At 33.8% G+C, this 15,223-nt stretch carries 7 protein-coding genes; all 7 read left to right on the plus strand.

The genetic code is table 11. The features are described from left to right. Positions 1–307: 307 nt before the first annotated feature. Entirely contained in the window at positions 308–3,325 is a 3,018-nt protein-coding gene (locus tag Q5N74_RS09835) for a T9SS type A sorting domain-containing protein (protein ID WP_304388621.1), read from the plus strand. A gap of 296 nt (positions 3,326–3,621) precedes the next feature. Next, positions 3,622–5,052 (plus strand): sulfatase, encoded by a 1,431-nt coding sequence (locus Q5N74_RS09840; RefSeq protein ID WP_304388622.1) that lies wholly within the window; start codon positions 3,622–3,624, stop codon positions 5,050–5,052. Between the two features lie 49 nt (positions 5,053–5,101). Further along, complete coding sequence (locus tag Q5N74_RS09845) at positions 5,102–7,513, plus strand: right-handed parallel beta-helix repeat-containing protein (protein ID WP_304388623.1); 2,412 nt, start codon at positions 5,102–5,104, stop codon at positions 7,511–7,513. Between the two features lie 147 nt (positions 7,514–7,660). Continuing rightward, positions 7,661–10,105, plus strand: a complete 2,445-nt coding sequence (locus tag Q5N74_RS09850) for a right-handed parallel beta-helix repeat-containing protein (RefSeq protein WP_304388624.1) — start codon at positions 7,661–7,663, stop codon at positions 10,103–10,105. Between the two features lie 156 nt (positions 10,106–10,261). Next, positions 10,262–11,683 carry a DUF1080 domain-containing protein gene (locus tag Q5N74_RS09855; protein WP_304388625.1) on the plus strand — a complete coding sequence of 474 codons (1,422 nt, stop codon included), beginning with the start codon at positions 10,262–10,264 and terminating at the stop codon, positions 11,681–11,683. A 17-nt stretch (positions 11,684–11,700) separates the two neighbouring features. Next, positions 11,701–13,614: a c-type cytochrome gene (locus Q5N74_RS09860; protein ID WP_304388626.1), complete on the plus strand. Its 1,914-nt coding sequence runs from the start codon at positions 11,701–11,703 to the stop codon at positions 13,612–13,614. A gap of 63 nt (positions 13,615–13,677) precedes the next feature. Continuing rightward, on the plus strand, positions 13,678–15,162 hold the full coding sequence (locus Q5N74_RS09865) for an alpha-L-fucosidase (protein WP_304388627.1): 1,485 nt from the start codon (positions 13,678–13,680) through the stop codon (positions 15,160–15,162). Positions 15,163–15,223: the final 61 nt, after the last annotated feature.

Raw genomic sequence — 15,223 nt, forward strand, 5'->3', positions numbered from 1 at the left:
TATGTTTTAAAGACTCAGGATTGGCCTCAATCCTAAGTCTTTTTGGTTTATTTGTATTCTTGTTTTGTATATTCAGTATGTTTTTTTTTTAATAGAAGTATTAGCTCAATAGAAAATTATCCAGTTCAAATTGAACAAATTATCCGCTTATAAAAACAAATTGCCAACCAATAAAAGTGCATTAGATTGTACATTGTGATCATGAAAATTGAGGTTACTATTAGTAATAGATCAAATAATATAGAATCTCTTTAGTTTTTTACGTATAAACACTTTATAACTTAAACTAATAACCAAAATCAAAATTATGAATCAAAAAAAAAATGTAAAACGGGCGTTATTATTCTATGCCTTTTTATTTTGTTTAATGGCTCAAGCACAAACAGAGTTATACATAGCTCCAAGCGGCAGTGATTCAAACAATGGAACTATCAGCAGTCCTTTAGGAACACTAATAGGAGCTAGAGATAAAGCAAGACTGACAGGGGCTAAAACCGTTTGGATTAGAGGAGGTCGTTATGATTTTGATGCAACATGCTATTTAGGAGCGCAGGATAATGGAGTTACTTTTAGCGGTTATAACAATGAGACTGTTATTTTCGACGGAAGTAAATTTGTAGAAACACAAAATTTTGAAACCGTAACCGAGCAATCCAAAATAGATAAATTGAACCCCACTGCAGTTGGTAACGTAAAATCTTATAAAATTACAGACCCCCAAATCATTGAGTTATTAACAAAACCTACTGCACAAATTTCTATTAATGACGAAATGAAAACGTTGGCTCGTTTTCCTAATGTTGGTTTTGCACATGTTAATACAAGTACAGTTAATACAAGTCAAGAAGTAAAAAATACGACTGGTACTTACGATAGCCCAGTTGGAGCTACTTTTAAAATGATTGAATCTATAAATATTCAAAAATGGAATGCAGAAATTAATAGAACTAAACGTGTAGAAACCAATGGGTATATCTCTGCCGTATGGTTAAAAGAAATCAATAGAATTCAATCTATTGATGCTTCTGGAAATGTTCAATTTGTAGATGGAACTAAATATGGTTTAAGTAATGATGTTAGTAAGCCAAAACGGTTTTTTGTATATAATATGTTATATGAATTAGATGAACCTGGTGAGTGGTATTTTGATACGCAAGATTCTAATTTGTATGTATGGTTCGATAATCCTATTGACAGTGATACAACAATAGGTATCTGGGCTGGGCCTCAGTTGTTTGAAGTTCGTGATGCTAGTGATATTATAATTAAAAAGATGACTGTTCAAAATATAGGCAAAGGGGTTAATGGTGATGGTGCAATAAACATTATAGGAAGTAGCGATAATATTGTTGTTGCGGGAGTACGTTTTAGATTTATTGCAGCGCCTATAACAGCTGCTAATATTTGGCACGATGTGACAAATAGTAGCATACAAAGTTGCGATTTTTATGACATTCCAAATAGTACAAGACTTTATGGGGGAAAAGTAACCTCTACTTCTATTAGTTATGGAAACAATAAAATTGAGAATTGTCATTTTACTCAAATATTTTCAAAAGATTTTTACGGTAAAGCCTGCGGAATGAATGGTGCAGGAAATATATTTAGAAATAATGTAATTCATAACATGAATGGGCAGCCACTAACCCATGCTGGTGTAGACCATATTCTTGAATTAAATGAAGTTTTTAATGTTGGTATAGAAGAAGGTGATGGCGGCGCTTTTTATACAGGAAATTCTATATGGTCTTACGGTAATACCATTAAACACAATTTTGTACATCATATTATGAGTGTGCCAGAATTATTAGGGCGTGCTGGTTTTTTCTCTGATGATTTTGATGGCGGAGAATCAATTATCGAAAACGTATTGTACAAAGGAGGATGGGAAGCAATTAAAATGAATAAGGGTGCGGGACATTCCGTGTTTAAAAATGTGCTTTTAGATTGTTATACAGGTATTAAGAACTCAGATGATAGTGGTAGTAGTTATCAAACTGCTATGGGGTATATCACTAACAATAATGTTTTATCAAATGATAAAAATAACTATATCGGTAGAATGTTAAAAGCTATAGGCGTACCAAACTGGCAATCTGGTTTAACAGTCGATAATTGGAGCGAAAGGGCAGAACCTTTTTGGACAGATAGATATCCGTATATGAAAACAGTTTTTAATAAATACAATGAGAACAATACAATGCGAGCGTTTGAATGTCGTTTTTACGATAATATGTTTTGGAGTAACAATAATAACGTAAGCAGTGGCAGCACTGTAACGGTAAGTGATAGTAAAAACGTAGATTTAAATTTATTTAAAGATCCCGATAATCTTAATTTTAAATTTAACGAACCACGTCCAGCTTATGCTCCAGATATTCCTTTTGATAATATAGGTCTTTATTTAGATCAATACCGTTGCGCTGTTCCCAACAAAGATATCTATAGACGAAATATTAAATTACGTTTTGATGGTCAAGCATGTCATACTAGTGATAATTACAGTTATTCTAGTATCAATGATAGACTTTATTACAATACGGGAAAAATGGTTTATGAAACAATACCTTGTGCAGATGTTTTGCCAGAAATAGCTGAAGAACATCAATATAAATTTGATTTAGGGTCTCCAAACTCTAAAGTTTTTGCTGGGTATACGCGTTTGTCTAATATTACCAGTGGTATAAATTATGGTTGGGTTAATACCACATCATTAAGGTCAGAAGATCGAGGTTCAGATTCAGGAGTAAACGATTTAAATAGAGATTTTATTTATTCAGATGATGTAAAACTATTTGAAGCACGAGTACTTAATGGTAATTGGGAGGTTTTAATAACTTTTGGAGACAAAGATTTAGCTCATGATAACATGCAAGTAAAAGCTGAAGGAAACATCATTTTTAATAATGTTGATACAGAGCCTAGTAAATTCTTTAATAAAATAGCAGATGTAGATGTATTGGATGGTAAACTTTCATTAGAGTTTTCAGATTTAGGAGGGAGTAATTCTTCGTGGCAAGCTACAAGAATTATATTAACTCGAAAAGGGGAAGCTTTATCTACAGATGTGCAGGTTTTAAATTCACAAATAAAAACAATGCCTAATCCTACCAATGGTAATTTTGAAGTTTTATTTGCCTTACCATTGAATCAAGTTAGTATCGATATTTATAATATGTACTCTCAATTAGTGTCATCAAATGAATATGTTATTAAAAATAATAAAGTGCAATTAGACTTGAAAAATAAACCGGATGGGGTTTATTTAATACATATTAAAATAGATAATATTAGAAGTAAGACAATAAAAATAATTAAAAAATAAATAAGATAGATTTCAATTAATTCGTTCTTTTTCTTAATACGACAGGTTAGGAAGAGGAGCGGTTTTTGTGTTTTAAAACTGTAGTAATATTTTAATAGAAGTATAATACGGTTTATTAGTATTAGGTATTTATCAACTAGAACTTAATATGTTTAAATAAAACATAGGATTGAACAATTTACAACCTTAATATGATTATTTTATTGGTAATCATCAAAGAACAAATAAAGTAATTTTAACAAAAAAATATTATACATATGTTAAAAAAAAATGTGTTCCTTATTAAAGATGTTAGCATGATTAACACTTTTCTATTTTTGTTATGCTTTTTTGTGTCTCATCCAAATCAAGCACAAAATTCTGAAAAACCAAATATCGTATTTATATTTGCCGATGATTTGGGATTTGCAGATTTAGGTTTTACAGGTAGCGATTCTCATTTAACACCTCATTTAGATAAACTAGCTAAAGAGAGTGTGTATTTTGATAATGCATATTCATCGCATCCAACATGTTTGCCAAGTAGACTTTCTTTAATGACAGGAAAATACCCAGCTAGAATAGGGGCTGTTAGTCATGGCAAATTTGGTGGAGTCACTTCAGGCGATAATTCTTTGCCTTGGTCAGAGGTTACTATAGCACAAGCGCTTAAAAATGGCGGATATTATACAGGACACATAGGGAAATGGCATATAGGTAAAGGAGATAACAACCCACATACTCGTGGGTTTGACGAAGATATAGCCTCAAATGAGTTTTGTTGTCCGGGCAATTATTTCTACCCTTTTGAGTCTCATCAAGAATGGCAGAAAGAAATGTCTAAGGTTCCAGATTTAGAAGATCACAAACCTGGAGACCATTTAACCGATGCTCTTGGAGAAGAAGCTGTTAAGTTTATATCAAAACAATCAAATAAAAAACCTTTTTTCTTGAACCTGTCGTTCTATGCTGTACATACACCTTTAGCGGCTAATAAAGAAAAAATTGAAAAATACAAGGCATTGATAAATGAGAATACACGCCAAAATAATGCAGTGTATGCTGGGCTAGTAGAGCATTTAGATGATGCCGTTGGTAATGTGTTAAAAGCTTTAAAAGAGTATGGCTTCGATAATAATACCGTGGTTATTTTTACTAGTGATAATGGTGGAGAAATTACTAATAATATAACAGATAATTACCCGTTGCGAGCAGGAAAAGGGTCTTCTTATGAAGGAGGCATTCGAGTGCCTTTATTGGTGAAATGGCCTGGTGTTACTCCAAAGGGGCGTGTTAGTAATGAACGTATAATAGGTCTCGATTATTACCCTACCTTATTGTCTATATCTGGAGTTAAGGGCGACGCCAATCACAACAAACATATTGATGGTTTAAATTTTTCAGGGTTACTTAAAAATCCGAATAAAAAATTAAAAAAGAGAGATTTACATTGGTTAAAATATATTTCTTTAATTCATTTAAAATATCCAGTTGCTGATAGGAATAGATGTGTGGAAACTGTAATAAGTGGTGATTGGAAATTAATGCAATTTTTTCAAATGCCAGATAATTATCCGGGTCACTTTGAATTATACAATTTAAAGGAAGATCCTTCTGAAACTACCAATTTAGCCAATAAATTTCCAAATATGGTAGATAAATTATCTAAATCCATGAGAGACTGGGAAAAAGAAGTTGATGCTCCTTTGTATGATATGGAAAAATTTTATGGTTCTACTCAACCTTAAAAGGTATCAATTAAATAGAGGTTCAAAAATTAACAAGAATATATATTAAATGAGAATAAATACAATTTCGTTAAAAACTCTAATATTAGCCATGGCTTTTATTAATCAAGTTTATGCCCAAAAAGAAGGCGTAGCGCCTAAACAATTTGCACATTCTTTTAAAGAATATAGTGCTAAGTATACTAACAATCAACTAGCGCCTATTTTAAAACCTGCTATAGAAATTTATGTTTCTGTAAAAGGAAATGACAAAAATAGTGGGACTAAAAAATCACCTTTTAAAACTATAGAAGCTGCTAGAAATAGTATAAGAACATTAAAGTCAACGAAAGGCTTGCCTAATGGAGGTGTACAAGTTATATTATTAGATGGCACTTATCATATTGATGAAACCATTAATTTTAACAAGGAAGATTCTGGTACGAATAAGGCACCAATCGTATACAAAGGTGTTACTTCTAGTGGAGTTGTTTTATCCGGTGGTTTAAGTATCGATACCAATGAATTTAACGTTGTAGATGATAAGGAACTGATTGAAAGATTAAACCCAAAAGCAAAAGGGAAAGTTATTAGTCTCGACCTTTCTAATAACCGTAGTATAGCAAATTACTTTCAAGGCTTTGGGGATTATGGTCAAATCTCTATGGATGGTTATATGTTGCAATTAGCACAATGGCCTAATAGAGGTTATAACCAAATAGGGGAAATTATTGAAAGTGGCCCAACAACACGATGGTTAAAACCAGGGGAAGAGCCAATGCCTTTTAGTAGGGAAAACCCTACTGGCGGACAATTTGTTTTTAAAGAAGCTTTATCTCCTCTAGTTCAAAAAGAATTTGAAAGAACGGCAGACATGCAAGCTCAAGGATATTTTCATAATGATTGGTATTTTCAAGACGAACCAATAGGAGCAATTATAGAAAACTCTATTCAATTATTACATCATACTAGATACGGTATTTTAGACAAAATTAATAGTTTGCCACGCCGTGTTAGACTTTTTAATGTTTTAGCAGAATTAGATGAGCCAGGAGAATGGTATTTTGACAAAATAGAGAAACGTCTTTATGTTTGGCCAATAGATGGTTTTAAACGGGGAAAATCTACGTTAACTGTTATTGGGAGGCAACTAGAAGAAGGCGATAACCGTGGAGGCGAATTATTAAAATTAGAAAATACATCCTATTTAACGTTTCGTGATTTAATATTTGAAAATACCGATGATTTGGCTGTTAATATTAACGGTGGAGAATATAATTTATTAGCTAGTTGCATTTTTCGAAATGGAGATAGAAGTGGTGTGCGAATAAATAACGGAAAATATAATGGGATTTCAGGATGTGATTTTTACGACTTATACAATGCTTTTAGCATTACAGGCGGTGATTTTAAAACTTTAGAAAACAGTTACAATTTTGCTACTAATAATATTATTAGAAACTGCCGTTTGCGCGGTTATGGCGTCATTGGACTTTCGGGAGTAGGTTTATACTTCGCAAATAATTTATTACACAGCATGAATGGTGCAGTAAGTTATAATACCGTAAATCTTTTAATGGAATACAACGAGTTTTATAATATAGGCTACGAAATGGGTGATTTTAATGTTGCTTATTGTGGAGCACAATGGTACACAATGAATAACGTCGTGCGTTATAATTTTGTACATCATTTGTTTGAACCAGGCGGGCATCCAGTAATGGCATTTCGTAATGATGACAACGGCCAAGGAATGAAAGTTTATGGGAATGTTTTTTATCGTTCGGGTAGAGGAAGCGTACAATTTGACGGGGCATTAAACGATTTTCAAAATAATATTAGTCTAGATGTTCCTGTAATGTGGTGGACTTTAAAAAAGAAAAGCACTCGCGAAGCGATTGATGCACAATGGGGTGAATTGTCAAAATTCGGTAAAGAACTTCCTAGCGGTGACAAAGGAGATTACTTATATATTACTGAAAAACTTATAGGAGAAAAAGGTTGGGAAAAAAGTCCTTGGATCGACACATTTCCAGAAATGAAGCTTACAATGGAAACTAATCCGTTCTCACAAACATACTGTAATGTAAATCTTAATTATGCCTATAAGGTACGAGAAGAGTTTCATATACATGGAGGTTCAGGCACTGTTGAAGGCATGGAAAGTAAAGCTGTGGGAGAATTTGATGATCTTCCAAAAGAAGGTGAATTTAGGTTGCCTAAAGCCATTTCCCTAAACGACTTTAAAGATATTAAGTCGTTAGATTTTAATTTTAATAAGAATTTTAAACCCATGGATGGTTTTAAAACGATCCCGTTCGATAATATAGGTCTAATTGATAATGATTTTCGTGTTACTCCTTTTAATACGAAGGAGAACAGAAAATCAATATATAAACGTTTTGAAAATGAAGTTTCAGGAAGATATAACCCAGAAGTAGTTAATGCGAGGTATCCTATACCAGGATATTTAAATCGCTAGTTAATAATAAATAATAGGACAGGTTTGGAGCTTGAAAACCGAATAGAAGAATGAATATGTTTGTATCTATCATAAGGTTTTTTTGTAGACAGTTAGATGTCATAAATTATAAATAAATAAATAAATAAATAAAAAAGTAACTTGAATATGAAATTATACGCAACAGGTTTGTTAGGAGCCTGTATGGTAATTATACTAGGAGCTACAAAAGCAGATGCTCAAGTAAATGTAGCAAACTTGAAAAATAAACCCCATTTTTATGAAGGGTATAGTGATACCTATACTAAAAATCAATTAGCTCCCATTTTAACACCAGGAAAAGTATTTTATGTTTCTGTAAATGGGAAAGATAAAAATAAAGGAACAAAAAAATCGCCTTTTAAAACAATTGAAGCCGCAAGAAATGCTATAAGAATATTAAAGGCTTCAACAGGATTGCCTAAAGGCGGGATTCATGTGGTGCTATTCAATGGAACATACAGAATAAATAAAAGTATAATATTTACAGATGAAGATTCTGGAACCAAGGAATCTCCAATCGTTTATCAAGGACTAGAGCAAGGAAAGGTTGTATTAACTGGAGGGTTAGAAATAAATACAGAACAGCTAAAAACGGTTTCAGAGAAAGCATTAATCAATAGATTGCACGATAAAGCCAAAGGACATGTTATGAGCATTGACCTTTCAAATGAAGGTGTTTCATCTTATTTAAAGGGTGATGGTAAATACGGACAAATAGCTATGGATGGACATATGTTACAATTGGCACAATGGCCTAACCGAGGATATAATCATATTGGAAAGATTGTGGAAGAAGGCCCAACCACCCGTTGGTTAAAACCCGGAGAATCCGCTATGCCGTATACTAAAGAAAACCCAACAGGGGGTAAATTCACCTTTAAAGAAAGCTTATCGCCTAAAGTTTTAAGTGAGTTTAAGCGAACAGGAGATATGCGTGCACAAGGCTATTTTCATAACGATTGGTATTTTCAGGATGAGCCAGTTGGAAAAATCGATGATAATATAGTTCAGTTATTACATCACATGCGTTACGGCATTGTAGATAAAATTAAAACGGTTCCACGTCGGGTTAGACTTCTCAATGTTTTAGCAGAATTAGATGAGCCCGGAGAATGGTATTTTGACACAAGTGAAGAGCGTTTATATGTTTGGCCCATAGAAGGTTTTAATACTAAAAGCTCATCATTAACGGTTATAGGTGAAAGTGAAGAGTCTATAGATAAAAATTTAGAATTGCTTTTAGAAAGCACTAAGCCACCAAAAATACAGGCACTTATTAGTTTAGAAAACACCGCGTTTTTAACGTTTCGTGATTTTGTATTAGAAAATACCGGCGAGTTGGCTTTTAGCATATCGGGAGGCCAATATAATCTATTGGCAGGAAGTGTTATACGAAACGGATTGGGCAAAGGCGTTTCCATTAGAGGCGGACAGTATAATGGTATTTCAGGATGCGATTTTTACGATTTATACTCGGCCTTTAATATTGATGGAGGCAATTTAGTGTCGCTTGAGTGGAGTTATAATTTTGCTACCAATAATAATATACATCATTGTAGATTACGAGGTTATGGGGTTATAGGCCTTTCGGGAGTTGGTATTTATTTTGCTCATAATTTAATACATGACATGAATGGCGCTGTAAGCTATAAAACAGTAAATCTGTTAATGGAATATAATGAGTTCTATAATGTAGGTTATGAAATGGGCGATTTTAACGTGGCGTATTGCGGTGCACAATGGTATACGATGAATAACGTATTACGTTATAATTTTGTACACCATTTAATAGAACCAGGAGGTCATCCCATTACAGGATTTAGAAATGACGATAATGGCGCGGGCATGAAAGTATACGGAAATGTGTTTTACCGTTCCGGAAGAGGAAGTTGCATTTTTCATGGCTTCTTAAATGATTTTCAAAATAATATAAGTATGGATTCATCAATAATGTGGTGGACGCTTAAAAAGCCAATCACCCCAGAAGGAATTCAAGAAAGATGGGATGGCTTATCTCAGTTTGGCACCGATTTACCAAAGGGAGATAAAGGCGACTATATATACATTATGGAACAGGTTATAGGAAAAGAAGGCTGGAAAAAAGGCGCATGGAAAGAACAATTTCCAGAGTTAGAAGCAGCTATAGATAAAAACCCATGGGCACAAACGTTTTGTACGGTTGCAGATAATTACGCATTTGATATTAATAAGCCTATATATATTCACGGTGGTTCAGGAACTGTTGAAGGTTTAGAGAGTAAAAAAGTTGGTGAATTTAAAGATTTACCAAGTGATGAGATTTTTGAATATCCACAGCGTATTGATATGGATGCTTTTAAAGATGTTAAAAGTTTAAATTTTAGTTTTAAAGATGAATTTAAACCAATGAAAGGCTTTAAAACCATTCCATTTGGCGAAATAGGATTAAAGAAAGATTCATTTAGAACTCAAGTGCCTAATAAAGAGGATTACCGAAGCAAAGTTTACGATCATTTTAAAAATGATAAAGGAGGGAATTACAACGCAGAAGTTGTTAATGGTAGATACCCAAAACCAAGTTATTCTAATTAATTAAAAATAAATTATGCTGCTGCGATTGTTTATTCCGTTTGGGACATAATAATTTAAATGTCTAACAATTGTAGTGGCTGTATTTTTAAATTATTAGGTAGTGTTTGGTTTTAAAAATGGGATTGAAAATATAATTACTTTAAAAATGTTAAATAAATGAAATTTTTAAAAATACACCAAATTCGTTTGCTTCTCATGTGTTTGGCCACTTTCAATCTGTCCATGGCGCAAGAAGCGGAGCTTAGCAATCTTTCATTAAATGACCTAAATGCCTTTGATAGTCCAGGGGAAAATTGGGAGATTACTTCAGCCTTTATTTCAGATTTCGCTAAGCCTTGGGGTATTAAAAAATTAGATAAAGGCAGCGGTGTACTTGTGAATAATTTAACTAAAGTTCACCGGTCTCATTTAATTACTAAAAAAGAATTTGGTGATATTTATCTCGAATTAGATTTTATGATGGATAAAGGCTCCAATGCGGGGGTTTATTTACAAGGACGCTATGAAATACAATTATTAGATAGTTGGAGAAAAGAAGATCCCATTTTTTCAGATTGTGGAGGAATTTATCAACGTTGGAATTCAACAGCAGAAGTAAAAGGCTTTGAAGGTGTCGCTCCTTTACAAAATGCAACGCGTGCCCCTGGATTATGGCAACAGCTTCGTATCCGTTTTCGTGCACCGCGTTTTAATTCTGATGGAAAAAAAATAGCCAATGCTCGTTTCGAAGAGGTTTACCTTAATGATGTTCTAGTTCAGCAGCAAGTGGAAGTTTTAGGACCAACTAGATCTGCTAAATTTGGTGATGAAAAATCAATGGGGCCTTTAATGATTCAAGGAGATCATGGAAAGCTCGCAATTCGTAATATAAAATATAGTGACTTTACATACGACGTGCCAAGTAATAATAAAAGAGCTAATGGCTTAATTATTTTAAATCCAGATAAAAAACCTTATTTATTAAGGAGTTTTCTTGATTATCAAGGTGAAAAGTTAAACTATGTGGTGTCCATTGGAACACATGAAGGTATTCATTATTCTTACGATGTTTCTCAAGGGTCTTTGTTACAAGTTTGGAGAGGACGCTTTATGGATGTGACCGATATGTGGCATAGTCGCGGTATTTCGCAGGTAGCAATGCCTTTAGGAAGTGTAGTTCCGCTTTTTAGAGGACCTTCAATAGCTTATTTATCAAATAAAGATGCTGAGTGGCCAGAAAACGTTAATTTGGAAGATATGCACGATACGAGCTATATACTCGATCAAAAAGGAATTCCTACGTTTAAATATAAGTTAAAGGGTGTTTCTGTAAGGGATAAAATTGAGTTAGAAAATAACGGAGAATCCTTAAGAAGGAATTTGGCTATAGAAAACTCTACAGAAAATTTGTATTGTAGAGTAATTTCTGCAAAACAATTAGAACTTGTTAGCAAAAATTTATATCGAGTAAACGGTATGTATTATGTGCGCTTAAATCAAAACTCTAGTCCTATAATTAGGGAAACAGCAAAAGGGCAAGAGATGCTTTTAACTCTTGGTAAGTACGAAAAATCATTCTCTTATTCCATTATTTGGTAATTAAAAACCTAAACTTAATGACTACAGATACGAATATGTTTTGTAAAAAAACAACATTATTATGGGTGAGTATCTTAACGATTGCAATGACATTCGTTGGACAAGCTCAAGATAAAAAAGATCTTCCAGTTGAACCAATGGAAGATGATTATTATAAAATTAATAGTATTCCAATCCCAGAAGGTATGATGTTGGGAATTGGTGGTATTGCTTTGTTGCCAAATGATAAATTGGCAATAAGTACACGTCGAGGTGAAATTTGGACAATCTCTAATCCGTATATGAAAAACGGACAAAAACCTAGTTTTAAACTCTTTGCAAAAGGATTGCACGAGCCTTTAGGTTTAGCTTATCGTAATGGAGCGCTTTATACCGCACAACGTCCAGAACTAACCAGATTAAAAGACTTGGATGGAGATGGGGTAGCAGATGAGTACAAAACAGTTTACTCATTACATCTATCTGGAAATTATCATGAGTATGCGTATGGTCCTGTATTCGATAAAGATGGTAATATGATAGTTACGCTTAATTTAGCTTGGAATAAAGGCATGCAAAGTTTGGTGAAATGGCGTGGTTGGATGCTTAAAATTTCAGAAGAAGGAAAAATGGAACCTTTTGCTACTGGTTTACGTTCTCCGGCAGCATTTGGACTTAATAAGGATGGAGATATTTTTTATGCTGAAAATCAAGGTGGTTGGATTGGTTCTGGCTACATAACAGCGTTGGAGAAAGGAGATTTTGCGAGTCACCCAGCAGGGTTAAAATGGTCGAGTGAACCAGGATCTTCTGTTAAATTAAAAGTAGAAGATATTCCTGATACAGGAAAACCACAATTTGAAGTAGCAAAAAATATTGCAGGTATTAAAACACCTTCTGTATGGATTCCTCATGGAAATATGGGGGTTTCAACTTCCGGTATGCTGTTGGACAGTCGTGGAGACTTTGGACCTTTTAAAGATCAAATTTTTGTTGGTGATCAGGGAAGAAGTTTAATTAATAGAGTATTTCTTGAAAAAGTACAAGGCGTATACCAAGGAGCTGTATTTTCTTTTGTCAAAGGTTTTGCTTCAGGAGTATTTCGTATGTGTTGGGGTTCTGATGGAAGTATGTTTGTTGGTATGACCGCAAGAGGTTGGGGCTCTACCGGTGGTGATATTTATGGTTTACAAAGACTGGTTTGGAATGGAAAAGTGCCTTTTGAAATAAAAGAAATGCGCGCGATGCCAGATGGTTTTGAACTTGAATTCACAAAGCCAGTAGATAAAACTACAGCATCTGCCATAGCGTCTTATACTTTTAACAATTTTACTTATAAATATCATAAAACCTATGGAAGTCCTGTAATACATAAAGGGGATTGTAATGTTACGGCAATTAAAATTTCTGATGATGGAACTACAGTGCGTATAGCCATTGATAATATGAAAGAAGGTTTTATTCATGAAGTTAATGTAAACGGAATTCGCTCGGAAGATGAAAAACATCCGGTACTTCATCCAGTTGGTTATTATACATTAAATAAAATACCAGATGGAAACAAATTGGAAACTCAGATTTTTAAAGCGGCAATACAAAAAAACAAGCTACACGTAGTTGACAAGAAAGAAAATAATACGAAAACGAAACAGGTTTCTGAAATTAATAAAAAGAAAAACTTAAAAGAAAACAATACAATAACACTCGAACAAATTCGGCCATTACTCATAAAACATACTTGTGTAGCCTGTCATGATACTGACAAAAAACAAGTAGGACCATCATTTAAAGAAATCGCTAAACGTAAGTATTCCGCAGATAAGATGGCAAAACTTATTTACGAACCACAGCCAGAAAACTGGCCAGATTACGCAACACCTATGCCTCCGATGACTCATGTTCCTAAGGAAGATGTGGACAAGATTGTGTCGTTTATAAAATCTTTAGAGTAAATTTTAATATGGAACCCGTTAGTATTGCTGAAAAAAATAAAACTGAATAATAAATCGAAAACTATGAATTTAAACAATATTAAAAAAGCAGCTATTAATGTGTTAGCTATATGTATGTTAGTATCGTGTAGCGACTCTAAAGTTAATAAGGATTTACCACAAGCCAATAATGAAAATGAATCCACTAAAACTTTAGCCGAACTACAACATGAGTTTGTAAATACTAGATATCAGGCATATTTTCATTATAACATGGCTACATTTAAAAACTTAAACTCTGATACTTATCAAGGTAGGGCAGATGGTACAGAGCCTGTGTCAATGTTTGCTCCAACTGGGTTAAATATAGATAATTGGGTAAAAGCAGTTAAGGTCGCACGCATGGAAGGTGGTTGGTTAACCACAAAGCATCACGGTGGGTTTTGTTTGTGGGATAGTGAATTTACCGATTATGATGTAGCGTCATCAGCAGTTAAAACGGATATCGTTCGTGAGTTTACTACTAAATTTAGAGAGGCAGGCTTAAAAGTAGGTTTATATTATTCTATTTTAGATTATCATCATAGCGTTGAAAATGGCAAAACTTCAGTCAAGGACGTGCAGTTTTTAAAAAATCAAATAACAGAGCTTTTAACCAATTATGGTAAAATTGATTATATCAATTTTGATGGATGGAGTTCATGGCCAACCACACCAAATTTTGATGATGTTCAATACGGAGAAATTTTGGCTTTGGTAAAAAAAATACAGCCAGAGTGTTTAATTATTTCGCATACTTATGAGTCCAACTTGTCTCATGCCGAAGTGCCATTTGCAGATGCAGCAGGTCGAGATTACCCGTATCACCCAGATTATTTACGTCCAACCGCGGCATCAGATTTTTTACAATACGATTGGTGGTGGGATAATTCCGATGAAATGGGAGTTAGAAAAAGTGTAGACTATATTTTAGGAAAATTAAATAGTTATAACTCTCATAATTCGGTTTACATTCTTAATATATCTCCAAATATAGCAGGTGATATTGATGATGACGTGTTTGTCCGTTTAAAAGAAGTTGCTAATGTTTGGGAGAAACCAGAAGATATTCCAATGGATGCCAATTGGGGGTATCAATACGATACCACAAAAAATTTGGCATTTATGAAACCGTGCGAACAGTCTAGCATGAATAAATTTGTTCGTGATAAACGAGCTTATCCACGTGCTGAAATTGCTGTAGATGGTGTAACTGAAGGTAACGCTATGATGGAACAAACTTCTTGGACGCTTGAAGAAGACACTCCATGGTGGCGTGTAGATTTAGGGGATCATCACGTCGTTAATGAAATAACTATTTATAATCGTACAGATATCGATGCCAATCAATTAAAAGATTTTACGGTGTCACTACATGATGCTGCAGGTAATGTCGTATGGAAATCGGTTCAGAGGCAAGTTCCAACTCCTTCAGTTAAAATCCCAGTAGAAAGTAAAAAAGGACGTTTTGTGAAAGTACAATTAAATGGAACTGGTGCTTTGGCCTTGGCGGAGGTTATTGTGAAATAGCTGATTGAGTTATTCAGAAATAAAAATCCGAATTAAATTTTTTCGAATAGAGGGATATTCG

The organism is Mariniflexile sp. AS56 (genome assembly GCF_030552475.1).
Lineage (GTDB): Bacteria > Bacteroidota > Bacteroidia > Flavobacteriales > Flavobacteriaceae > Mariniflexile.